The organism is Azospirillum agricola (genome assembly GCF_017876095.1).
GTDB lineage: Bacteria > Pseudomonadota > Alphaproteobacteria > Azospirillales > Azospirillaceae > Azospirillum > Azospirillum agricola.
This window is the reverse complement of sequence record NZ_JAGINM010000009.1, coordinates 242,125-265,236: the sequence shown is the minus strand read 5'-3', so window position 1 is coordinate 265,236 and position 23,112 is coordinate 242,125. Positions and strand designations below refer to the sequence as shown.

The 23,112-nt window shown below is 71.7% G+C and carries 20 protein-coding genes; 6 read left to right on the top strand and 14 right to left on the bottom strand.

Going from position 1 to position 23,112, the window contains the following annotated elements:
- Window positions 1–62: 62 nt before the first annotated feature.
- The 3 genes from J2847_RS16055 to J2847_RS16045 all read right to left on the bottom strand — a co-directional run bounded on the left by J2847_RS16055 (window position 63) and on the right by J2847_RS16045 (window position 2,918).
- Entirely contained in the window at window positions 63–1,010 is a 948-nt protein-coding gene (locus J2847_RS16055; RefSeq protein ID WP_209779909.1) for an ABC transporter permease, read from the bottom strand.
- A 10-nt stretch (window positions 1,011–1,020) separates the two neighbouring features.
- The gene (locus tag J2847_RS16050; RefSeq protein ID WP_209779908.1) at window positions 1,021–2,523 is read right to left on the bottom strand and encodes an ABC transporter substrate-binding protein; all 1,503 of its coding nucleotides are present in this window, start codon (window positions 2,521–2,523) and stop codon (window positions 1,021–1,023) included.
- 92 nt (window positions 2,524–2,615) lie between these two features.
- Window positions 2,616–2,918: a 4a-hydroxytetrahydrobiopterin dehydratase gene (locus tag J2847_RS16045; protein ID WP_209779907.1), complete on the bottom strand. Its 303-nt coding sequence runs from the start codon at window positions 2,916–2,918 to the stop codon at window positions 2,616–2,618.
- A gap of 136 nt (window positions 2,919–3,054) precedes the next feature.
- Here J2847_RS16045 and J2847_RS16040 point away from each other — a divergent pair, with 136 nt between their 5' ends.
- Window positions 3,055–3,405 (top strand): metallopeptidase family protein, encoded by a 351-nt coding sequence (locus J2847_RS16040; protein ID WP_085555637.1) that lies wholly within the window; start codon window positions 3,055–3,057, stop codon window positions 3,403–3,405.
- 35 nt (window positions 3,406–3,440) lie between these two features.
- Here the strand turns inward: J2847_RS16040 and J2847_RS16035 are convergent, their stop codons facing one another.
- The 6 genes from J2847_RS16035 to J2847_RS16010 all read right to left on the bottom strand — a co-directional run bounded on the left by J2847_RS16035 (window position 3,441) and on the right by J2847_RS16010 (window position 9,074).
- Window positions 3,441–4,028 (bottom strand): uracil-DNA glycosylase family protein, encoded by a 588-nt coding sequence (locus J2847_RS16035; RefSeq protein WP_233474560.1) that lies wholly within the window; start codon window positions 4,026–4,028, stop codon window positions 3,441–3,443.
- On the bottom strand, window positions 4,021–4,761 hold the full coding sequence (gene cobB / locus J2847_RS16030) for a Sir2 family NAD+-dependent deacetylase (protein ID WP_209779905.1): 741 nt from the start codon (window positions 4,759–4,761) through the stop codon (window positions 4,021–4,023). Before cobB ends, J2847_RS16035 begins: the two co-directional genes overlap by 8 nt.
- 130 nt (window positions 4,762–4,891) lie before the next feature.
- Window positions 4,892–5,836: an NAD-dependent epimerase/dehydratase family protein gene (locus tag J2847_RS16025; protein ID WP_209779904.1), complete on the bottom strand. Its 945-nt coding sequence runs from the start codon at window positions 5,834–5,836 to the stop codon at window positions 4,892–4,894.
- A gap of 24 nt (window positions 5,837–5,860) precedes the next feature.
- Entirely contained in the window at window positions 5,861–7,030 is a 1,170-nt protein-coding gene (locus tag J2847_RS16020) for a DegT/DnrJ/EryC1/StrS family aminotransferase (protein ID WP_209779903.1), read from the bottom strand.
- A gap of 36 nt (window positions 7,031–7,066) precedes the next feature.
- Window positions 7,067–8,149, bottom strand: coding sequence for an alpha-ketoacid dehydrogenase subunit beta (locus J2847_RS16015; protein WP_209779902.1), 1,083 nt, complete (start codon window positions 8,147–8,149; stop codon window positions 7,067–7,069).
- Window positions 8,136–9,074: a thiamine pyrophosphate-dependent dehydrogenase E1 component subunit alpha gene (locus J2847_RS16010; RefSeq protein WP_209779901.1), complete on the bottom strand. Its 939-nt coding sequence runs from the start codon at window positions 9,072–9,074 to the stop codon at window positions 8,136–8,138. The genes J2847_RS16015 and J2847_RS16010 overlap by 14 nt, the downstream gene beginning before the upstream one ends.
- Before the next feature lie 326 nt (window positions 9,075–9,400).
- Here J2847_RS16010 and J2847_RS16005 point away from each other — a divergent pair, with 326 nt between their 5' ends.
- Window positions 9,401–10,561, top strand: coding sequence for a cyclic nucleotide-binding domain-containing protein (locus J2847_RS16005; protein ID WP_233474559.1), 1,161 nt, complete (start codon window positions 9,401–9,403; stop codon window positions 10,559–10,561).
- Between the two features lie 203 nt (window positions 10,562–10,764).
- Here the strand turns inward: J2847_RS16005 and J2847_RS16000 are convergent, their stop codons facing one another.
- The 3 genes from J2847_RS16000 to J2847_RS15990 all read right to left on the bottom strand — a co-directional run bounded on the left by J2847_RS16000 (window position 10,765) and on the right by J2847_RS15990 (window position 15,362).
- Window positions 10,765–11,988, bottom strand: coding sequence for a polyhydroxyalkanoate depolymerase (locus J2847_RS16000; protein WP_209779899.1), 1,224 nt, complete (start codon window positions 11,986–11,988; stop codon window positions 10,765–10,767).
- A gap of 315 nt (window positions 11,989–12,303) precedes the next feature.
- Window positions 12,304–13,116, bottom strand: a complete 813-nt coding sequence (locus tag J2847_RS15995; RefSeq protein ID WP_209779898.1) for an endonuclease/exonuclease/phosphatase family protein — start codon at window positions 13,114–13,116, stop codon at window positions 12,304–12,306.
- The gene (locus J2847_RS15990; protein ID WP_233474558.1) at window positions 13,113–15,362 is read right to left on the bottom strand and encodes a VTT domain-containing protein; all 2,250 of its coding nucleotides are present in this window, start codon (window positions 15,360–15,362) and stop codon (window positions 13,113–13,115) included. The genes J2847_RS15995 and J2847_RS15990 overlap by 4 nt, the downstream gene beginning before the upstream one ends.
- Before the next feature lie 169 nt (window positions 15,363–15,531).
- On the opposite strand from J2847_RS15990, the gene J2847_RS15985 reads away from it, so the two are divergent.
- The 4 genes from J2847_RS15985 to J2847_RS34155 all read left to right on the top strand — a co-directional run bounded on the left by J2847_RS15985 (window position 15,532) and on the right by J2847_RS34155 (window position 20,353).
- Window positions 15,532–16,293, top strand: coding sequence for an ABC transporter permease subunit (locus J2847_RS15985; protein WP_209779897.1), 762 nt, complete (start codon window positions 15,532–15,534; stop codon window positions 16,291–16,293).
- Window positions 16,294–16,336: 43 nt separating this feature from the next.
- Window positions 16,337–17,080: an ABC transporter permease subunit gene (locus tag J2847_RS15980; protein WP_209779896.1), complete on the top strand. Its 744-nt coding sequence runs from the start codon at window positions 16,337–16,339 to the stop codon at window positions 17,078–17,080.
- Entirely contained in the window at window positions 17,077–18,726 is a 1,650-nt protein-coding gene (locus J2847_RS15975; protein ID WP_209779895.1) for an oligopeptide/dipeptide ABC transporter ATP-binding protein, read from the top strand. Before J2847_RS15980 ends, J2847_RS15975 begins: the two co-directional genes overlap by 4 nt.
- A gap of 112 nt (window positions 18,727–18,838) precedes the next feature.
- Window positions 18,839–20,353 carry a sensor histidine kinase gene (locus J2847_RS34155; protein WP_233474557.1) on the top strand — a complete coding sequence of 505 codons (1,515 nt, stop codon included), beginning with the start codon at window positions 18,839–18,841 and terminating at the stop codon, window positions 20,351–20,353.
- A 7-nt stretch (window positions 20,354–20,360) separates the two neighbouring features.
- Here the strand turns inward: J2847_RS34155 and J2847_RS15965 are convergent, their stop codons facing one another.
- Both J2847_RS15965 and J2847_RS15960 read right to left on the bottom strand, forming a co-directional pair.
- Window positions 20,361–22,076 carry a methyl-accepting chemotaxis protein gene (locus J2847_RS15965; protein ID WP_209779894.1) on the bottom strand — a complete coding sequence of 572 codons (1,716 nt, stop codon included), beginning with the start codon at window positions 22,074–22,076 and terminating at the stop codon, window positions 20,361–20,363.
- A gap of 187 nt (window positions 22,077–22,263) precedes the next feature.
- A complete protein-coding gene (locus J2847_RS15960; protein WP_085555623.1) occupies window positions 22,264–22,827 on the bottom strand; it encodes a DJ-1/PfpI family protein in 564 nt (187 codons plus the stop codon).
- Between the last annotated feature and the right edge of the window lie 285 nt (window positions 22,828–23,112).

Sequence of the window (23,112 nt, the reverse complement as noted above, 5' to 3'; positions counted from 1 at the left end):
AGAGGGAATAGGTCGCGGGGAGGCAAAAATCAGAGAGGCGCAGGTAAGGATAGCCACCGCCGTCACCCCTCCGCCCTCGGCCTTGGATCGACCGCGGCGCAGGCGATGTCGACCAGCGCGTTGACCACCACGACGAACACCGCCAGCAGCACGACCACCCCCTGCACCACGATCAGATCCCGCTGGCCGATGGCCTGGTAGAGCAGCCGCCCCAGCCCCGGCAGGGTGAACACGTTCTCCACCACCACCGCCCCGGCGACAAGAAAGGACAGTTGCAGCCCCAGCACCGTCGCCACCGGCAGCAGCGCGTTGGGCAGGGCGTGGCGCAGCAGCACCGCCGTCCGCCCCACCCCCTTGGCCCGCGCGGTGCGGACATGATCCTCGCCCAGCGTGTCGAGGATGGCGGTGCGGGTGACGCGGGCGAGGATCGCCGCCTCCGGCACCGCCAGCGCCACGGCGGGCAGCAGCAACGCCTTCAAGGCCGGCCCGGCGCCGGCCTCCCAGCCCGGAAAGCCGCCGGCCGGAAACCAGCCGAGCGTTACGGAAAACAGCAGGATCAACAGGATGGCGATCCAGAAGCTGGGCATGGCGACGCCGAGCTGGGTGAAGCCCAGCACCGCCCAGTCGCCGCCGCGCCCGCGCCGCGCCGCCGCCAGCAGCCCCAGCGGGATCGCCGCCGCCGTGCTCAGCGCCAGCGACAGCAGCGCCAGCGGCAGCGTCACCACCAGCCGCTCCGCCACCAGATCGGCGACCGGGCGCGCGTAGGTCAGGCTGACGCCGAGGTCGCCGCGCAGCAGCCCGCCGGTCCAGCGCAGGTAGCGCTCGGCCAGCGGCCGGTCGAGCCCCATCTGGGCGCGCAGGGCGGCCAGCGTGTCGGGCTGGGCGTTCACCCCCAGCATCACCAGCGCCGGGTCGCCCGGCACCGCCTCCAGCACGGCGAAGACCGCGACGGTGGCGAGCCAGGCGGTCAGCAGCAGCGTCAGCAGCCGGCGCAGCAGGAAGGCGAGCAAACGTCTATCCTTACTTCCACGACACGCCGGTGACGTCGTTCGCCTGGATCGGCCGGTTCACCCACATCCCCGCCAGCTTGGCGTTCTGCACGGTGATGGAGGGCAGCATGAACAGGAAGCCGTTCACCGCGTCCTCGGCCAGGATCCGCTGCTGCTCGCCGTAGAGCGCGTTGCGCCTGGCCGGATCCTGGCTGCGGTTCAGCTCCTCCTCCACCGCCTTGAAGCGGTCGTTCCCGTAATTGAAGTAGTAGTCGGCACGGCCGTAGACGTCGATGTCCAGCGGCTCGGTGTGGGCGATCATGGTCAGGTCGTAATCCTTGCCCTTGAACACCTTTTCCAGCCACGCCGCCCATTCCATCGGCTCGGTCCTGGCGCGGATGCCGACCTCGGCGAGCATGGCGGCGATCAACTCGCCGCCGCGCCGGGCGTAGGGCGGCGGCGGCAGGCGCAGCGTCGTCTCGAAGCCGTCGGGGTAGCCGGCCTCGGCCAGCAGCGCCCGCGCCTTCTTCGGGTCGTAAGGATACATCCCGGTCAGGTCGACGTAGCCGGCGCGGTGCGGCGGGAAGTGGCTGCCGATGGCGACGCCGTTGCCGTACAGCACGCCCTCGATCAGCGTCGGGCGGTCGATGGCGTGGGCCATGGCGCGGCGGACGCGGACGTCGTCGAAGGGCTTGCGGGCGTTGTTGGTCGACAGGATGGTCTCGCCCTCCGTCGTGCCGACGGTGACGGTGAATTTCGGGTCGTTGCGGAACTCCGGCAGCGCCTCGTAGGTGCTGAACAGGGTGAAGGCGTCGACGTCGCCGGCCTTCAGCGCCGCGACCTGGGCGGCGGGGTCGCTGATGAAGCGGAAGGACACCCGCTCCAGCGCCGGCTTCGGCCCGTCATAATCGGGGTTGCGCACCAGCACGACGCGGTCGCCGGCCACCCAGCGCTCGAACTTGAAGGGTCCGGTGCCGACCGGCTTCTGCTTGTTGGCCGCCGCGCTCTCCGGCGCCACGATGGCGGCGTCGCCGCTGGCCATGTGGAAGAGGAACAGACCGTCGGGCCGCGACAGCGTGACGACGACGGTGGCCGGATCGGGTGTCTCGACCGAAGCGATCGGCGCGAAGTAGGCCTTCTGCGCGTTGACCGAATCCGCCGCCCGCGCGCGGTCGAGCGAGAACTTCACGTCGGCCGAATCGCAGGCGGTGCCGTCGTGGAACCGGACGCCGGGCCGCAGGGTGAAGCGGTAGGTCAGCCCGTCGTCCGACACCGTCCAGCTCCGCGCCAAGCCGGGGACGACGTTGCCTTCGGCGTCGATGCGGGTCAGCGGCTCGTAGAGGTTGGCGTAGGTGACCTCCTTGATCGCCGCCGCCGCTCCGGCCGTCGGGTCGAGGTGGGGCGGCTCCAGCGCCATGCCGACCACGAGGTCGGTGCGGACTTGCGCCCAGGACGGCGCGGCCCCCGGCAGCGCGCCGAGCGCCGCCCCGACGGCCAGGATCGCCAGCGCAGCGCAGGGCTTGCGGTTCGGCATGATGGTGTCCTCTCCCCCGTTTGTTTGTTGCCGCGATGATGCGGCGCAGCGGGGGAGAGCGCAAGAGTCCGGCGGTTGCCCGCCAGCGGTCCCTACCGGTCGTGGGCGGGGGCGATCTGGTCCAGCCGGTGGGCGAACTCGACGTCGGCCTGCGTCACCCCGTCGGCGGAGCGGGTGTAGAGGATCACCTCGACGCGGCCCAGGTCGTTGAACCATTCCGGGTGATGGCCGGTCCTCTCGGCCAGCAGCGCCACCTGGTTCATGAAGCCCCACGCCGCCGGGAAGTCGGCGAAATGGTAGGTCTTTCGGATGGCGTCACGCTCCAGAACCTCGGCCCAGCCGTGCAGTTCCTTCAACGCCGTCTGGCGATGCGCTCCGACCAATCGATCCGACATGACGACTGCTCCTCCTTGCATTTTGTTGCGGCGGCGGTCCTTGGCGGACGGGCCGTCCCTCGCTACCTTCTGGGCCATGATACGGAAACCCGCTGGTCCCCATACGGTTCCGCCCACGGTCGAAGACCTGGAACGGATGGCCGAAGACGCCCTCGACACCATCCCGGCGGAGCTGCTCGCCCCGGTCGGGAACCTCGTCATCCATGTCGAGGACTTCCCCGACGAGGATACCGAGCGCGAGATGGAGCTGGAAAGCCCCTTCGACCTGCTGGGCCTCTACCGGGGGGTCGATATGACGCGGCAAAGCGTCGCCGACCTGCGCGGCGGGCCGGACATGGTCTTCCTCTACCGCCGCCCGATCCTCGATTACTGGTGCGAGACCGGGGAGGAGCTGCCGGCCATCGTCCGCCATGTGCTGATCCACGAGATCGGCCACCATTTCGGCTTCTCCGACGACGACATGGAGCGGCTCGAAGCGATGGAGTAAGGGCGATGGAGTGAGGGCGGCGGGGCAAGGGCGCCCTACCCGTCCAGAGCCTCCGCGACCCGGCGGCGCAGGGCCGGGACGAGTTCCTCGTCGAACCACGGGTTGCGGTTCAGCCAGGCCGTGTTGCGCCAACTCGGGTGCGGCAGCGGGATGAAGGCCGGCCCGTACTCCCGCCACGCCGCCACCGTCTCCGTCATCGTCGCCTTGCGGCGTGTCCCCAGATAGCGCGCCTGGGCGTACTGCCCGATCAGCAGCGTCAGCCGGACGCCGCCCAGCGCGTCGAGCAGCGGCGGATGCCACAGCGGCGCGCATTCCGGACGCGGCGGGTAATCCCCGCCCTTCGGCGCGGTGCCGGGGTAGCACAGCCCCATCGGCACCACGGCGATCCGCGATTCGTCGTAGAAGGCGTCGCGGTCCATGGCGAGCCAGCGCCGCAGCCGGTCGCCCGACGGGTCGTTCCACGGGATGCCCGAGGCGTGCACCCGCGCGCCCGGCGCCTGCCCGACGATCAGCAGGCGCGACGTCGGCGTTCCGCGCAGCACCGGCCGGCAGCCGTGCGGCAGCACGCCCGCGCAAAGCGTGCAGGCGCGGACCTTCTCGAACAGCCTCTCGATCTCAGACAAGCGCCAGCAAATCCCGGACGAAGGCCGGCACCACCTCGGTGGCCGGGCCGTGGACGGCACCATGGAAATGGCTCGCCCCCTCCGACGGTTCCAGGTTCAGCTCGACCGTGTGGGCGCCGCCGGCCCGCGCCTCGGCGACGAAGCCGGCGGCCGGGTAGACGTTGCCCGAGGTGCCGATCGACACGAACAGGTCGCAGTCGGCCAGCGCCTGCTGGATGCGCTCCATGTGGTAGGGCATCTCGCCGAACCACACGACGTCCGGCCGCATGCCGCCCTTGCGCCCGCAGGTCAGGCAATGGTCGTGCACCGACAGGTCGCCGTGGCAGTCCACCACCGTCCGGCAATGCTGGCAGAAGGCCTTCAGAAGCTCGCCGTGCATGTGGAGCAGCCTGGTCGAGCCGGCGCGCTCGTGCAGGTCGTCGATGTTCTGGGTGACGATCAGGACCGAGCCCTTCCAGCGGCGCTCCAGCCCGGCCAGCGCCACATGGGCCGCGTTGGGCCGGATCGCCGGGTCGTGCAGACCGCGCCGCCGGTCGTTGTAGAAGCGGTGGACCAGATCGGGATCGCGGGCGAAACCCTGCGGGGTGGCGACGTCCTCCAGATCGACCTGCGACCAGATCCCGACGGCGCAGCGGAAGGTGTCCAGACCGGATTCCTTGGAAATCCCGGCCCCGGTCAGGATGACGATGGAATCGGCCGGATGCAGGCGGAGGCTGGCGAGGGCGGAGGTCATGGTGGTGGAAAACCCCGAAAGGAAACCCGAACGGCGGAACGACGGCGAAACGGGGCCGTGCGCCCGCCCGGCTGGATGAGCGTGGGACCGACGCGGCCGGCGGACGCCGTGATCCGCGCCCTCCCCCGCTTCAGACGTTGCCGTAGCGGCTGTTGCGCAGCATGCGGTAGCCCTTGATCAGTTCCCGGATGCCGTCGTCGAGCGAGAAGGCCGGCCGGTAGCCGGTGGCCTCGATCCGCTCGTTCGACACGATGTAGTCGCGCTTGTCCGGGTCCTCGCCGATCGGCGCCTCCAGGAAGACGAATTTGGGAAGATGCCGGGCGATGACCTCGCACAGCTCCCATTTCGACAAATTGGCGTCCGACAGGCCGACGTTGTAGGGCCGGTCCTTCATCGCCTCGAAATGGTCCAACCCATGCAGGAAGGCGCGGGCGACGTCGCGGATGTGGATGTAGTTGCGCTTGAAATGCGGCTCGAACAGCACAACGGCGCGGTCGTTCAGCGCCCGATGCACGAAGTCGTTGACCAGCAGGTCGATCCGCATGCGCGGCGCCATGCCGAACACGGTGGCCAGCCGGAAGGAGAGGGCGTTGCCGCGCTCCAGCACCGCCGCCTCGGCCTCGACCTTGGTGCGGCCGTAGAGCGAAAGCGGGCGCAACGGCGTCTCCTCCGTGCAGAACTTGCCCGCCTCGCCGATGCCGTAGCCGGAATTCGTCACCGGCATCATGATGCGCTGGTCCTTCGACAGCATCCGGACCAGCGTCAGCACGGCGTCGCGGTTGGTGCTCGCCGCCGCCAGCGTGTCGGCGTCGCACAGCGGCGCCCCGACCAGCGCCGCCAGCGGGATCACCACGTCGGCGCTCTTGATCAGCGGCCGCAGCACGTCCTCGCTGCGGGCGTCGCCACGCACGATGTCGAAGTTCGGGTGCGCGCAGACATGGGCCAGCGGCGCCTGCCGGAACAGGAAGCTGTCCAGAACCGTGACCCTGTGCCCGGCGTCGAGCAGGGCCGGAACCAGGATGGATCCGAGATAGCCGGCGCCGCCGGTGACGAGGATGCTCGTGCTGTCCGCCATGATGTCTCTCCGCTTCCCGCCGCGTCAGGAACACACGCGGTCGAGCACGGCGCGCAGCCGCTCGATCTGCGGGGTCAGGTCATAGGGGTGGTTGCCGACGAAGAAGCCCAGGTCGTGCGCCGTGTGGGCGTTCCGGATCTCGCCGACCGTGTCGTAGTCGTAATATTTCAGCACGTCGTGCCGCAGGAAGCAGCCGCCGGTGATGATGCGGAAGCCGATGTCGGCCTCCTTCAGCGCGGCGAAGACCATCTCCCGGTCGGGATCGCGGTCGGGGTTGAGGATGATCGTGAAGCTGAAGCAGGACGAGACGCCGTTCTCGCGCTGGATGATGAAGCGCCCGTCCCCGGCGAACAGCTCCTGGAACAGCGCCATGTTCCTGCGCCGGGCGGCGGTCAGGGCCGGCAGCTTCTTCAACTGCTCGCGGCCGATGGCGCCCTCCAGCTCCAGCGGGCGGACGTTGTAGCCGGGCAGGATGAAGCGGTAGGCCTCGAAATGGTCCGAATCCCCGCGCCGGTACAGCGGCGTGTCGGCGGGCAGGTCGCGGGTCCAGCCATGGGCGCGCATGGCGCGGCAGAGATGAGCCAGTTCCAGGTCGTCGGTCAGCACCATCCCGCCTTCCATGGTCGAGATGTGGTGCGAGAAGAAGAAGCTGAAGCTGTTGAGGTCGCCGAAGGTTCCGGTCTTCCGGCCGTTCAGCGCGGCGTCCATCGACTCGCAGTTGTCCTCCAGCACGTAGAGGCCGTGGGCGTCGGCGAAGGCGCGGATGACGTCGAGCGCCGCCGGGTTGCCGAGGATCGACACCGGAACGATGGCGCGCGTGCGCGGCGTCAGCGCCTGCTCCAGCTTGGACGTGTCGATGTTCAGCGTGTCCAGCTCGACGTCGACGAAGCGGAGCTTCAGGCCGTATTGCTGGAGCGGGTGGTAGGTCGTGGCCCAGGAGATCGCCGGGACGATCACCTCGTCGCCGCGCTGGAGCGGGCGCTCCGCCTTGTAGGCGAGTGCTGCGACCGCCACGAGGTTGGCGGACGAGCCGGAATTGACCATGATCCCGTGGCGGACGCCGAAATAGTCGGCGAACTCCCGCTCGAACGCCGCCACCTGCTCGCCCATCGTGAAGCGGCCGGAAGCGACCACCCGCTCGATCGCCGCGATCTCCTCGGGGCCCCAGGTGGACGCCGCCAACTCGTAGAACATCGTTCGTGCTCTCCTGAATCCAGATCCAGCCTGGCCTTAGAATGGGCCGCGGAACTGCACTTGGTGGGCGAGTTTGGCGCGTTCCGGGTCGGGGGTCCAGGCCGCGTCCTTCGGCCGGACCAGCGCGTGGACGGCGGCGGCCACCGTGCCGGGGTTGGGGTAGAAGGCGGCCTCCAGCGGCGGCGAGGGCGGGCAGGTGGTCGGGGCGAAGCCGATCCGCTTGACGGCGATCCCTCCCTCCGGCCCGAGCTGCTCCAGCACCGCCGCGACGATCTCCGCCCCGGCGCCGCAGGCGGTCCAGCCGGTGTCGGCGACCACCAGCCGCCGCGTCCGCCGCGCCGACTCCACGATGGTGGCGATGTCCAGCGGCGACAGCCAGATCGGGTCGATCACCTCGGCCGAAATCCCGACCTCCGCCAACAGCTCGCGGGCGCGCAGGCACTCCACCACCATGTGGGAGATGCCGACCAGCGTCGCGTCGCCCCCCGGCGCCACCACGCGCGCCTTGCCCGGCAGCACCTCATAGGCGGTTTCCGGGACATAGGCCTCGGTCGGGTAGAGCAGCCGGTGCTCCATGACGATCACCGGGTTGTCGTCGCGGATGGCGGCGATCATGCAGCCCTTGGCGTCGTGCGCGTTGCTGGGCGCCACCACCTTCAGCCCCGGCACATGCATGAACATCGAGTGCAGCCCCTGGGAATGCTGGGCGCCCTGCCCCCAGGACTTGCCGACCATCGAGCGCACGACCAGCGGCACCTTGACCGTGCCGCCGTACATGTAGCGCGCCTTGGCCGCAATGTTGACCAGCTGGTTCATGCACAGCAGCAGGAAGTCCATGCGGATGTGGACATGGACCGGCCGCATGCCGGCCATGGCGGCGCCGATGGCGACCCCGGTCATGGCGTCCTCCGACAGCGGCGTCGTGAACACCCGTTCCGGCCCGAACCGTTGCAGCAGCCCGGCGGTCGAGCCCTGGATGGATTTGTGGTCGTCCACGTCCAGCCCGAAGACGAAGACGCTCTCGTCGCGCTCCATCTCCTGCGCGAAGGCCTCGCGCAGGGCATCGACGTAGCGCAGCAGCCGGCCTGCCGACGCGGAACCGGGTTCAAGCGTGGACATGGTCATGAAGGTCCCCGGTCACCGGAAAAGGACTGGCCTCGGCGAAGGCGAAGGCGGCGCTCACCGTTGCCAGGATGTCGGTTTCGATGGCGGCGACCTCGGCCGGCGGCAGCCGGGCGGCCAGCCGGGCGACCTCGTCGCGTTCCGCCCACGGCGTCTTCTCGTCGGCGGAACGGTAGCCCTGGTCGAAATCCTCGTTCGGGCCGACATGCTCGCGCCAGCGGCAGCAGAGGATCTCCAGGAAGGCCGGACCGCCGCCGTCGCGCATCGCGGCGACCGCCTCCAGCGCCGCGTCGCGCACGGTGAAGACGCTGCCGTCCCCGATCCGCCGGGCGGGAATGCCGTAGGTCGCCACCCGCTCGCACAGCCGGTCGGTGGCCCAGCGCTTGGCCAGCGGTTCGTGGATGGCGTAGCCGTTGTTCTCGCAGACGAACAGGATCGGCAGCCTGTGCAGGGCGGCGAAGTTCAGGCTCTCGGCGAAGCAGCCCTCCTCGGTGGCGCCGTCGCCGATGAAGCAGACGACCACCCCGCCGGTCCGCCGGCGCCTGGCGGCGAGGGCGAAGCCGGTGGCCACCGGGATGGAGGTGCCGACCACCGCCGAGGCGCCGATGACGCCAGCCTTCATGTCGATCAAATGCATCGACCCGCCGCGCCCCTGGCAGCAGCCGGTCTTCTTGCCGTACATCTCGGCGATCATGGCGTTGAGGTCGCCGCCCTTGGCGATGTAGGCGGCGTGCCCGCGGTAGGTGATGGAGACGTGGTCGCGCGGCTCCAGCGCGTCGCAGACGCCGGCCGCGATGAACTCCTGGCCGATGGACAGGTGGACCGGGCTCTTGATGACGTCGGTCGGGTAGACCCGCGCCACCTCCTCCTCGACCACACGGATCAGGCGCAGGGTGCGGTACAGACGACGATGATGTTCCATGCTTACCGCTCACGCCCCCGGCTCGGCTGCCGAGCTTCGATCAGTGTCCCACGCTTCACACTACATCTCCGTCCCTGAAGGCGCGATGAACGGCCGCGTTCCATGGCCCACCCGCAACGACGGCGGACCGCTCCGGAGATTATGCGCCCGAACGGGCGCGCGCGCAAAGAAACCGCCCGGCCGGTTGCGCCATGACCGGCGGTGATGAGCGGTGATGAGCGGTGACAAGGGGAATTCCTTGAGCGCGCGACGCCGATAGCGTCTCGCCGTGGGGGCGGGGTTGGTTTATGCTAAATGGACGTAATCCCCCGGAGCCCTTGACAGCCATGCCAATCTCATCCGGCGTCCTCGACGGGATCGCCCTGTTCGATTCCTTCACCCCGGAGGAGCGGGCGGCGGTCGAGGCCCGGGGCCGGGTGTTCAAGGCCCCCGCCGGCAGCGTCCTGATGCGCGAGGGAGCGGAGGCCGATTCGCTCTATGTTCTGATCGACGGCACCGTTCGCGTCGTGCGCAGCGATTCGGTCGGCGGACAGGTCGAGGTCGGCTTCCGGCGGACCGGCGAGTGCTTCGGCGAGATGGCCCTGGTCGATGGCGGCACCCGCTCCGCCTCGGTGATCGCCGCCACCCCGGTGACGGTGTTCGAGCTGGAACGCGACCTGTTCCTCGCCCTGATCTCCCCCTCCCCCGACCTGCTGGCCAAGCTGCTGCGCCAGTTGAGCCGGATGATCCGCGAGGTGTCGGAACGGGTGGTGCGCGAGGATCTGGAGCGCCGCACCCGCATCGCCGAATCCGAGCTGGCCCGCCACCGCGCCATCACCCAGGCGGTGACCGGGCTGGCGCACGAGTTGAACACGCCGCTCGGCATCTGCGTGACGGCGGCCAGCCATCTCCAGGATCTCGCCAGCCAGGGCGCGGAGGAACTGCACGAGCCGGCGGCGCTGCTGCAATCCAACCTCGCCCGCGCCGTCGATCTGGTGGAGGCCTTCACCGCCATCGCCGCCTGCCAGCACGCCGAGCCGGTGGAGGCGCTGGACTTGCGTCACGTGGCCGAGCAGGCCGCCACGCTGCACGCCACCCTGCATCCGGAGATTCCGCTGACGGTGCGGGTGGCGCCGGGGGCGCCCTGCCCGTGGCTCGGCCATGGTCTGCATCTGGAGCGGGTGCTGCACCATCTGTTCGCCAACGCCGCCGCCCATGGCTATCGCGGCGGGCCGGGCGTGGCCGAGGTGTCGGTGGAGGCCGCCCTGCTCGACGGCAAGGCCGCCTGGGCGGTGACGGTGCGCGACCAGGGCGCCGGCATCGCCGCCGACCATCTGCCGGCGCTGACCAACGCCTTCTTCACCACCGCGCGCGGGCGCGGCCACAAGGGGCTGGGGCTGGCGGTGGTGTTCAACACGGTGACCGGCCCGCTCGGCGGGCGCCTGTCGATCGACAGCGTCCCCGGCGCCGGGACGACGGTCGTCGTCACCGTGCCGCAGGAGCTGTGAGGGGCGCTCAGCCGCCCTTCCGTCGGAAAATCATACAGAGGCTTTGAGCGCCGAACAGAAGCTTGAGTCGTCTCTCGACTCGTCATCCCCGCCTTCGCGGGGATGACGGTTCCATTGGGCACCGATGGCGAAAGCGGAATTCTGTTCGGCGCTCTTACACGAGCCCCTCTCCCGCAAGGGAAGAAGGGCTCATTCCGTCATCCTTACGCGTCGTGGCCGCGGATGAAGTCGCGGATTTCCGGCAGGATGTTCTGGCGCCAGCGGCGGCCGTTGAAGATGCCGTAATGGCCGACGCCCTCCTGGAAATGCGTCTTGCGCATGCCGTCGGGCAGCGACGAGCACAGGCGGTGCGCCGCGATGGTCTGGCCGGGAGCGGAGATGTCGTCCAGCTCGCCCTCGACCGTCATCAGCGCGGTCTTGCGGATCGCCGAGGGCTCCACCTTGCGGCCGCGCGACACCCAGGTGCCGTTGGGCAGGGCGTGCTTCTGGAACACCGTCTCGATGGTCTGGAGGTAGAATTCCGCCGACAGGTCCATCACCGACAGGTACTCGTCGTAGAAGCGGCGGTGCTGCTCGGCCGAGTCGCCGTCGCCCTTCACCAGATGGCGGAACAGGTTGACGTGGGCGTCGATGTGCCGGTCGAGATTCATCGACATGAAGCCCGAGAGCTGGATGAAGCCCGGATAGACCTTGCGGAAGGCGCCCGGATAATACATCGGCACGGTGGTGATGACGCTGTTCTCGAACCAGGACAGCGGACGCTCGACGGCCAGCTTGACCGGAGTCGTCGGGTTGGCCATCGGGTCGATCGGGCCGCCCATCAGGGTCATGGAGCGCGCCTGCACCGGCTCGTCGGCCGCCGCCATCAGCGACACCGCCGCCATCACCGGGACCGCCGGCTGGCACACCGCGACGACGTGGGTGCGCTCGCCGAGGAAGCGGATCATCCCCTGCACCGTCTCGATGTAGTCGTCGAGATCGAAGCGGCCGGCCGACAGCGGCACATGGCGGGCGTCGATCCAGTCGGTGATGAACACGTCATGGTCGGCGAGCAGCCCCTCCACCGTGCCGCGCAGCAGCGTCGCGTGGTGGCCCGACATCGGGGCGACCAGCAGGACGCGCGGCTGGGCCGGCGTGCCCTCGGGCTTGGAGAAATGCAGCAGGTTGCAGAAGGGGGTGCGGGTCACGATCCGCTCGGTGATCGCCACCGTCCGCCCCTCGACCACCGTCTCTTCCAGGCCGAAGGCCGGCTTGCCGAAGCGGCGGGTCGTCCGCTCGATCAGTTCGGCGCCGGCCGCGACCGCGCGGCCGAGCTTGGTGTGGGAGAGGGGAACCAGGGGATTCTGGAAGGTGTGCTGAGCGGCTTCGGCCCAGAAACGCATCGGCCCCAGGGCCGCGTGTTGCATGTCGTACAGGTGATACAGCAAGTCCCGTCCTCACGTCACGTTGCGTCCCCGTATGGGGAGGGGCCGTTGAACCCGTCTCGAACCCGTCAGGTCCGATTGATCGTATGACCAACCATAACCTTTGATATGGTGTTCGTATAGGTTAAGAGCACCCCCGATTCATGCAAGGCTCTGTTGTTGAAACAACAATGCACCGCACAAAAATGTTCCAGACGCAATTATCAGTATGACGTTCGACAAGCACCTTTCCTCCATACGGTGCGGTCAGGAAAAAGGTCGGATCCCAAGGGTCCGACCGGCGGCCGGATCAGAAACCAGAGCCGGGGATTCCGAGGATCAGGGGAGGGCCATGGTCGCGCGCACCGGCAGATGGTCCGACGCCCGGCGGGTCAGCACGGTGCGGATCACCTCGAAGGCCGGGATCTGCAAGCCGCCCGACACATAGATGCGGTCCAGCCGCAGCGTCGGCATGCGGGCGTGGAAGCTGCGCGGGTTGGCGACATCGGCGAAGGATTTGGCCAGCGTCTTCAGGCGCGGCGAGTTGGGCGTCCATTCGTTGAGGTCGCCCATGAACAGGGTCGGCAGGTCGGGCCGCGCCGCGACGCGCGCCACGATGTCGCCGACCTGCTTGGCGCGTTCCCATGGGTCGAGGCCGAGATGGGCGACGATCACCCGCACCGGCCGCCCCTGCACCTCGACCACCGCGTCGATGGCGCCGCGCGGCTCGCGCCGGCCGACCGACAGGTCGATGGCGCTCAGCGAGCGCACCGGCAGGCGGGTCAGCAGGGCGTTGCCGTAATGGGCGCGCTCGCTGTGCTTGGTCGGGCCGGCGTGGGCCTTCAGGCCGGTGGCGCGCTCCAGGAAGGCGAACTGGTCGAGCCCGGCCTCGCCGCGGTGGTGCCAGCCGACCTCCTGGAGGCCGATCAGGTCGACGTCGAGGTCGCGGATCACCTGGGCCACCCGGTCGGGCGCGAAGCGGGCGTCGAGCCCGACGCAACTGTGGATGTTCCAGGTCGCCACGGTGAAGCCGGTCATGCCGTCGGGCACCGGGCCGCTGCGGCCCTCCTGGCGGCGGCGCGGACGGCGGGCGCGGGCGGCGCGCAACGCGGCGGCGATGCGCTCCACGCGGTCTCGGCTGAATCGAATCACGGTTGGTCCTTCCCCTTTCGCGCGCCGAGCAGCCGGCTGGTCAGCCAGCCGAGTCCCAGCGCCAGCCCCGCAAGCCCGGCGAGCAGGGCGATGTCGCCGGCGCCGGGATCGGTGATGGTGCGCTCAAGCTGGTGCCCCAAAAGATTGAAGGCAAGGGCTCCCGGCGCCAGCCCGACCATGGTGCCGATCATGAAATCGCCGAATCGGACGCGCGAGGCCCCGGCGACGAGGTTGACCACGGTGAAGGGCGCCACCGGCACCGCGCGCACCCCGGCGATGGCGAGGATGCCGCTGTCCGACAGCCGCCGGTTCGCCTGCGCCACCAGCGTGCCGCCGTAGCGCTCGATCAGGTCGCGTCCGGCCAGCCGACCGACCCAGAACAGCGCGGCGGCCGAGGCCAGCGCCCCCGCCATCGCGGTCGGGAAGCCCCACCACGGCCCCATCACGATGGCGGTCGCCGCGATCAGCAGGGTCAGCGGGAACATGGTGAAGCCGCCGGCGACATAGACCAGCACCAGCCACAGCGGGGCCATCCCGGTGTCGCGCAGCCGGTGGAAGGCGCCGAGCACGGCGTCGAGCGTCGCCCATTCGCTGAGCGCCGTGTAGCGCCACATCCACCACAGCCCGCCGACCAGCAGCAGCGCGCCCAGCATCATCAGCCAGTGGCGGGTGCGCGGAATCCGCGACGGCAGCACCCGGCGCACGATCTCCACCGCGTCGACCGGGCGCTCGGGGTCGAAGACCCGCGCGTCGGCCACGGCGGCGGCCAGCCCGTCGGGCGCCGGCTCGTGCAGCGGGTCGAGCGTGCGGCCCTCCCCCTCGGGCCGGCGCAGCGCCTCGATGGCGCCGACCAGCGAGCCGCGCCGGCGGATCTCGGCGGTGACGGTTTCGGGAGGCAGGCCGAGATGCTCGGCGATCAGGTCGTCGCGGGTGGCGGCGATGGCGCGGCGGACATGCGCCTCCTCCGGCGCCACGGGATCGGCCTCGAGCGACAGGTCGCACTCGGTGTCCAGCCCCATGGAGCGGTTGTTCATGTTGGCCGAGCCGATGCGCAGCAACCGGTCGTCCACCACCAGCACCTTGGCGTGGACGGTGATGCAGTTGCCGCCGTCGGTCTTCGCCGCGTAGAGGCCGAAGCGCCCGTGCCGGTCGGCGTCGCGCAGCTCCTGGGCGATGCGGGCGCGGGCGCCGAGCATCACCGTGTTCTCCAGCCAGCTCGTCGTCCGCACCGGGTTGACGACGACGACCTCCGGCCCGTCCGGCTCGGCGAGCCGCGCCTTCAGCGCCTCGGCGACGGCGTCGGAGGCGAAATACTGGCTCTCCAGATAGATGGATTCGCGCGCCTGGGCGATCGCCTCCAGATGCAGCGCCTCGACCTCGCGCACCTCCGCCCGGCCGTTGCAGGCGGGATCGGTGCGGCTGACGCCGACGCGGACGTCGCGCACCAGCGGGCGCAGGGCCGGCGGCCAGGGGTCGGACGGCGGCGGCACGGGCGGCGCCAGCGTCTCGCCGGTGGCGCGCCGCCAGCGCTCGCGGAACAGGTCGCCCAGCGCGCGGGCGGCGTCGCCGTCCACCGCCATCATGACGTCGTGGAAGGGCTCGTAGGGCTTGCCGTCGGGCTGCCGGCGCAGCGGCTCGCGGGCGCGGTGGGCACGGGTGTCCCAGCGGTTGGCGGTGATGTCCAGCCCGCCGCAGAAGGCGACGCTGTCGTCGATCACCAGGATCTTCTGATGGTGGCAGGCGCCGGTCGGGTGGTCGCCGTCCAGCCGGTATTGCAGCCGCCGGTGGGTCAGCCAGTTGCGCAGCATGAAGGGGTGCGACCAGCGCGCCAGATCGAACAGCTCGGCGTAGTCCCACTTCAGCACATGGATGTGCAGGTCGGGCCGGCTGGTCGCCAGCCAGTTCAGCAGGTTGCCCAGCCGGTCGGGACGGCGCGGCCGGCGGATCTGCGGGGTCAGCCGGATCCGCGCGTCGAAATCCCAGGCGGTCAGGTAGATGCTGCGCTTGGCCCGGCGCATCGCCGTCTTGGCCAGGGTGAAGTAATCCTCGGCGTCGACGATCACGCCGAGCCGCCGCGTGTCCTCGATCCGCCAGCAGGTGCGCCCCGGCTCCAGGATCGGGCGCGCCCCGCCCTCACCGGCTCCGGCCGCCTGTGTTCCGGCCGCCCAGGCCAGCGACGGGCCGGGGGCTCGGAGGGGATCGCGGAGCGGGTCGGACGGTTGGGCGAACATCAAGGGACCGGTCATGGCTGCGTCTGTCGCCTTAACATCTGGGAACGCGATTCCTTCCTTACCCCTGACCTTTCGTGAAAATTCGCGCCGAAATGGACAGCGGCCGCCCAATTTCGTTGCCCCGTCGGGGCCGGGGCGCTTACGGTCGGCCTGTCGCCTCCGTGGGAAGACTACGCCTCGCCCGATGCCGCGTTACGCCCTCCGCCGTCTGACCGAAGCCCTGCCCGCCACCCTCCTGCCGGTCGCCGCCGGGCTGGCGCTCGCCGCCATGCCGGGGCCGGAGGCCGGCGGCGCCCTCGGCCTGCTCGTGGCGCTCGCCCTCACCCTGCTGCTGGTCCTGCCGGCGCTCGCGGTCGGCACCGCCGTCGGCGCGCTGGCCGGGGCCTGGGCCGGGCTGGCTCCGGCGTCGGCCGCCGGACGGCTCGGGCGGCTGCTCGCCGCCGCCGGGCCGACGCTCCCCGGATTCCTGCTCGCCGCCGTCGCCGCCCTGGCGGTGCGCGCCGGCGCCTCCGCCGCCCCGCTCGGCTGGACGGCGCTCGCCCTGCCCGCCGCCTGCCAGGCCGCCCGGCTGGCCCGCCCGGCGATGGAGCAGGCGCTGGGCGGCGCGTTGGGCGGTGGCGCCCTGCTGACCGCCCAGGGCTTCGGGCTGGACGAGCGCACGGTGCTGCGCGGCCATGCGCTCCCGGCGGCCATCGCCCCGGCGCTGGGCGGTTTCCAGAACGCCGTGCTGGCGGGGCTCGTCGGCACGGTCGCGCTGGAGAGCCTGCTCGCCCTGCCGGGGGCCGGCGCGCTGATGATCGACGCCGCCCGCAACGGCTCGGTGGCCGGCGTGCTTCCCGCGCTGTGCGGGCTGTGCGGGCTGACCGCCTTCCTGACGGCGCTGGGCGCGATCGCCCGCGACTGGGCCGACAACCGCTGGGCCGACAACCGCGGGATCCGCCGTTGAACCGCCAGCCATCGAGCGACCCATTGAGCGACCGGACGGCGCGATGACCCTCGGCGATCCCGATTCCCGGAACGGCGGACGCGCCGCCGCCGCTATGGCCGTGCTGGCCGGGCTGGCGCTGGCCTGCACCGTGGCGCCGCTGATGGCGGACGGGTCCGTCATCCGCCGCCACGACGCCGACCCGGTGGTCGCCGCCCTGCTCGATGGGCGCGGCAGCCTGTCCTTCGCCCTGCTGGCCGGGCTGCTCGGCGCCGCGCTGGGGCTGGGCTGGGCCATCGCCGCCAGCGCGCTCGGCCAGCGCGCCGAGCGCCGGATGATGGACGCCGCCAACCGGCTGCTGGCGCTGCCGCTGATCCTGCTGGTGCCGCTCGCCGCCGGTCTGGCCGGCGGCGGCGTCGGGCTGCTGGCGGCGACCGTCGCCGCCGCCACCGCCCCGGCGGTCGCCGCCCTCGCCCACGCCGAGCTGCGCGCCCTGATGCGCCGCGAGTTCCTGACCGCCGCCCGCGCCGCCGGGCTGTCGGAGGGGACGATCCTGCGCCGCCACCTGATCCCCAACGCGCGGCGCCCGCTGCTGGCGGCCGGCGCGCTCGCCCTGCCCCGCGCCCTGGCGGCGGAGAGCTTCGCCAGCCTGCTCGGCCTCGGCCTGCCGGCGCCGGTCGGAAGCTGGGGCGGCTCGGTCGGGCTGGCGGCGCGGCTGGGCGACGGGCTGGCGCTGGCGCCCCCCGCCCTGCTGCTGGCGGTGGCGTTGTGGGGGCTGTGCGCCTTCGCCGAGGGGCTGCGCCGGTGATCTCCCGCCCCGTTCCCCCGCCCGTCGAGACCAACGCCCTGACCCTGCTGTCCGGCGACCGCGTGCTGATCGACCGCGCCACCCTGGCCGTCGGGGCCGGCGAGGTGCTGGCCGTCACCGGCGGCGCCGGGGCGGGCAAGAGCCTGCTGCTGCGCGCCCTGGCCGGCCTGCCGCTGCCCGGCATCGACCAGACCGGAAGCGCCCGCGTCGACGGCCGCCGCCTGCTGATCGCCCAGGGCGGGATGCTGGCGCCGCGCCGTCCGCTGACCATGCAGGCGGCGGAGATCGTCGGCCACCATCTGGGGCTCGACACCAGCGCCTCGCTGCGCCGGATGGCCGACGCGCTCGACCGGCTGGGGGTCCCCGCCGCCGCCCGCCGCTTCGACCTGCCGCCCGACCGGCTGCCCGACGGCCTGCGCTGGACCGCGCTGTTCGCCCTGGCCCTGGCGGTGGGGCCGGCGGTGCTGCTGGCCGACGCGCCGGGCGCCGGGCTCGACCCCACCGTGCGGCTGCGGCTGCTGCACCGGCTCGCCGACTGGGCGCGCGGCAACGCGGTGGCCCTGATCCTCGCCGGACGGCCGGAGGACGGCGTCGCCGGCCCGGCCAGCCGCGTCCTCGCCCTGCGGCGCGGCCGCCTGCTGCCCGCCCCGCCGCCCCTTCCCTCCCCCGTCCTGGTCCCCCGCACCGGCGGAACCGGCGCGCCGCTGCTGAGCGGCCGGGGCGTGTCGGTGTCCTTCGCGCTCGGCCGCACCGCCAAGGGCGCGGAGCGGCGCCTGACCGCCGTCCACGAGACCGACATCGACCTCGCCGAGGGCGAGACCGTGGCCCTGCTGGGCGAGACCGGCAGCGGCAAGGCGATGCTGGCCCGCGCGCTCGCCCATCTGCCGGCCCCGTCCGGCGGCCGGGTCTCGTGGATGGGCCGCGATCTGGCGGCGGCCGACGCCACCGGGATGCGCCGTGTCCGCCGCGACCTGCAAATCCTGTTTCCCGATCCGGCGGCGTCGCTCGACCCCGTCCAGACGGTCGGCGCGCAACTGGCCGGCATCCTCGAAAGCCTGCGCCCCGACATCCCCGCCGACCGCCGCGCCCGCCGGATCGCCGACGCGCTGGAGGAGGCGGGGCTGCGCGCCGAGATCGCGCCGCGCTGGCCCGCCACCCTCTCCGCGGTGGAGGCCGCCCGCGTCGGGCTCGCCCGCGCGCTGCTGCCGGAACCGCGCGCGCTGGTCTGCGACGAGCCGGCGGCGACCCTTTCGGCCGGGGAGCGCGCGATGTTCCGCGACGATCTGCTGGGCCTGCGCGACCGCCGCCGGCTGGCGCTGCTGCTGGCGACCGAACAGGCCGGGGAAGGGCTGCGCCACGCCGACCGCGGCCTGGTCCTGCTGATGGGCCGCGTGGTCGAGAGCGCCGGGGCCGGCGCGCTGCTGCACGGCGCCCGCCATCCGCTGACGCGGGCGATGCTGGCCGCCGCCCGCGGCGAAGCGCCGCAGCTCGACGGCGAGGCCCCCTCCGCCCTCGCGGCGCCGGACGGCTGCCCGCTGCGGCCGCGCTGCCCGAACGCCCGCTCCTTTTGCAGCCAGGCGGTGCCGGCGCTGGAGGAAATCGCTCCCGGACACCACGTCGCCTGCCATTACTGGGACACGCCGTAGGAGCGTCCGGGCCCGCTTCCGACCTCGGCCGGGGAACGGCCGGACCTACACGACTCGTGGCTGTTTATTGCGCACGATGGTACGATGTTGCCCCTCACATCATGGAACGGCGATGGCGTGGTCGCGCAGCGATGGCATCGGGCTTGAAGGCCGGCTTGAAGGCGGCCCGCCGGGGCTTGACCTGCTGGCGAGGCTGGCGACCCCGATCTGGCTGGCGCGCCCCGACGGCACGGTGCTGTGGCTCAACGAATCCGCGCGCGGGCTTCTCGGCGTGGTGCCGGACGCCGATCCCGGCGATGTCCGCCTGATCCCCGACGCCGACACCCTCGCCGTCCTGGCGGACGCTCCGGCGGACGGCCGGCGGGCCGAGGCCGTGGTCACCTTCGGGCGCGCCCCGCCCCTGCCGCCGCTGGAGTTCGACGCCCGGATCGCCCGCATGCCCGGCGGCCCCGCCGACCATGACCCGCCGCTCCTGTTGATCGAGGGGGTCGCCGACCGCGTCGCCCACCCGCTGCTGCTCGACGCCATCGACAGCGTGACCGAGGGCTTCGTCCTCTACGACGCGCAGGACCGGCTGGTGCTGTGCAACCAGCGCTACCGCGACCTGTTCATCAGCGATCCCTACCTGGCCCAGCCGGGCACCCGCTTCGAGGCGGTGCTGCGCGAGGGGGTGCGCCGCGGTCTCTACCGGGTGGCGCCGGAGGCGGCGGAGGCGTGGGTCGAAGGGCGCCTCGCCCTGCACCGCCAGGGCGGCCCGCCGACCGAGGTGCAGCTGCGCGACGGCCGCTGGCTGCGCATCGAGGAACGGCGCACCCGCGACGGCGGCACCGTCGGCGTGCGGACCGACATCACCGACCTGAAGCTGCGCGAGCTGGAGCTGGCCGCCGCCCGCGACCAGTCGGACGAGGCCAACCGGCGCAAGTCCGACTATGTCCATCACCTGAGCCACGAGCTGCGCACCCCGCTGACCGCCGTCATCGGCTTCGCCGAGATCATCCGCGACGCGCTGATGGGACCGCTCGACAACCCGCGCTACCGCGAGGCGGCCGGGCAGATCGTCACCGCCGGCGACTACATGCTGGAGCTGATCAACAACCTGCTCGACCTCGCGCGGATCGAGGCCGGGCGGATGGAGCTGTACGAGGAATCCTGTTCCCTGCCCCTGCTGGTCGACGCCACCATCGCCATGATGGCCGAGCGCGCCGCGCGGGGGGGCATCGCGCTGGACTGGGATCTGCCGCCCGACCTGCCCGGCCTGTTCGGCGACCCGTCGCTGATCCGCCAGATGCTGACCAACCTGATCGGCAACGCGGTGAAGTTCACCCCGCCGGGCGGGCGGATCGCCGTCGGCGCCGGCCTGGGCGCGGACGGCAGCCTCGGCCTGTGGGTCGCCGACACCGGACGGGGCATGGCGGCGGAGCACATCCCCCTGGCGCTGAGCGCCTTCTCCCAGGTGCATGACCGGATGACGGTGCCCCAGCACGGGTCGGGCCTCGGCCTGCCGCTGACCCGCGCGCTGATGGAGCTGCATGGCGGCCGGCTGGAGATCGACAGCGCCCTCGACCGCGGCACCACGGTCCGGCTGGTCTTCCCCGCCGCGCGCGTCGGTGTCGAGGAGCCGGCGTAAGCCCCCCTTACGCCGCGCGCAGGGCCGACAGGAAGCCGTCCACCTCGCGGCGCATGCGGGCCGTGTCCTCCGACACCGTCTCCACCGTGCCGACCATCGCCGACGAGGCCTGCTCGGCCGAGGCGGCGGCGGCGGTGACGGCGGCGATGCTGCCGGACACGGTGCGGGTGCCGGTGGCGGCGTCGTGGATGCTGGCGGCGATCTCGCCGACGGCGGCGGTCTGCTGCTCCACCGCCGCGGCGACCGCCCCGGCGATCTCGTTGATGCGGGCGATGGTGCGGGCGACGGCGCCGATGGTGTCGACCGCCGTGCCGGACGCCGCCTGGATCTCGGCGATGCGGGCCTGGATCTCGCCGGTCGCCTTGGCCGTCTGGCCGGCAAGGCTCTTGACCTCCGACGCCACAACGGCGAAGCCCTTGCCGGCCTCCCCGGCGCGGGCCGCCTCGATGGTGGCGTTGAGCGCCAGCAGGTTGGTCTGGCCGGCGATGCCGGCGATCAGATCGACCACCTTGCCGATCTCCGCCGCCGCCGCCGCCAGTTCGCCCATGACGGCGGTGCCGCGCTCGGCGTCGCGGGTGGCGCCGGCGGCGATGCCGGCGGAATCGGCGACCAGCCGCTCGATCTCCGCGAAGGAGGCCGACAGTTCGGCGGTCGCCGCCGCGACGCTGTCGACGTTGGCCGAAGCCTGGCCGGCCGCCGACGACACCGCGTCGGCGTGTGAGGCCGTCTCGGCGGCGCTGCCCGCCATGCCGCTGGCCGCCGTCGCCATGCCGGCGGTCGAGGCGGCCAGCGCCTCCACCAGCCGCTTCACCGTCGTCTCGAAGCCGTCGGCCAGCCCCTGCAATTCGCGGCGGCGCTCCTCGGCGGCGGCGGCCTTCAGCCGGTCCCGCTCGCCCTGGAGACGGTCGGTCTCCAGCATGTTGTCCTTGAACACCCGCGCAGCCTTGGCCATGCGGCCGACCTCGTCGCGCCGGCCGGCCGGGAAATCGACCGAGACGTCGCGCGCCGCCAGCCGCTCCATCGCCGCCGCCATGTCGAGGATGGGGCGCGAGACGCTGCGCACCAGCGCCGCGCCGAAGGCCAGCGACAGCAGGGTGCCGAACGCCACCACCCCCAGCACCAGGGCGTGGGCCTCGCGGTAGACGTCGCCGCTGCGGTCGGCCACCGCGTCGGCCTCGCGGATGGTCGTGTCAACCAGGGCGGCCAGGGTTTCCTGCACGCGGGTGAAGGCGACGGCGCTCGGCCGCTTGAAGACGCTGGCGGCCGATTGGCCCTGGTTGTCGCGCACCAGGGTCCGCACCCGGTCGGCGGCCGTGGCGTAGTCCGTCCAGGCGGCGTCGAAGGCGGCCAGCCGCTCGGCCCCCTCGCCCGCCGCGAACAGCGGACCGGCCTCGCCGCGCAGCGTCGCCAGAGCGCCGGCGGCGGTGCGCAGGTTGGTTTCCACCTGCTCCATCTGCATGGCGTTGGTCGAGAGCGCGTAGGCCGCCTCGGCGATGCGGTAGCCCTGGGCGGCGGCCATCAGCTGGCCGGCGATCTGCGTGCTGGGCAGCGAGGTGCCGCGCATCGTCTCGGCGGCACCGTTTAGAATATCGAGCCGACTGACCGTGAAAAGACCGAACCCGGCCGCCATGACAACGGCGCCGAGCGCGGCGCCGATGATCTTCGCGCGGATGGTGACGCTGGTGAACGCCCCGAATTTGGCGAATTCCGTGGGTTTGGCCATTCGCAAGCCTCCTCGCCCCGCCTCGTGCGGGCGGCGGCAGTGCGGTGACGACGATGCTCCGGTGTCCGGCGCTTGCGCGAAAGACGTTTAAAATTATCAACGCCCACACAATGCTGCAACGCAAAAAGGCCGCGGCACCCGAGGGGCCGCGGCCTTGTCACAAGCCGGCTTGCGGATCGTCGGACCGTCAGGCGGCCTTGCGCACCGAGGCGACGTCGGTGAACAGCTTCACCACCGCCTCGACGAACTCGACGAGCTGCTCCTGGCCGAGCGCGCTGACCGTGATGTCGTCGACCACCAGGGCCTCGTCGCTGATCTTGCCGCCGGCGGCCTGGAGGTCGGCGCGGTAGGCTTCCGGAGCGGCCAGCAGACGGCCGCGCAGCTTGCCGGGAATGGCCAGCAGCTGGATTCCATGGTCGATCGCGGCGATCGGCTTGCCGGCGTCCAGGAAGTGGCCGACGATGCGGCGGGTGTGGGCGGAGTTCTGGAGCTTGGCGACGCTGCGCTCGCCACCCGGCAGCAGCAGCATGTCGAAATCGGCGCCGAGCGCCTCGCCCAACTGCTTATCGACCGGGAAGTAATGGCCCCAGGACTTGCCGTGCCAGCCGTTCACCAGGCCCGTCTCGGTCGAGATCGTGCGCAGCGTGGCGCCGGTCTTGAGCAGGGCGCGCTGCGGTTCGGTCATCTCCGCTTCTTCGAAGCCGTTGGAGACGAGGATGGCAATGGTCTTTCCCGTGAGCGTGTTATCCATACTTGACTGTCCTCTTCATCGTTTCGACCGGAGACGCCGGGGGTGTGGCTCCATGCGCGGAAATGCGGCAGGGAGGACCCGGCCTTCACCGCACCGGACCGGACCCCCGGGGGGTACGGAATGGCGCGGCGGCCGGACCCTCCGCCGGAACCCGCGATGGGCGGCCGGCGGGTGGGACCTACGTCCCGGATCGGGGTGTTTTCAGCATGCGACACAAGTGGTCTTGAAGCGTTCCCAAGTCAATAAGGGATTCCGCAGCGCAGCGGACGCGGCGATGCCCGGAAA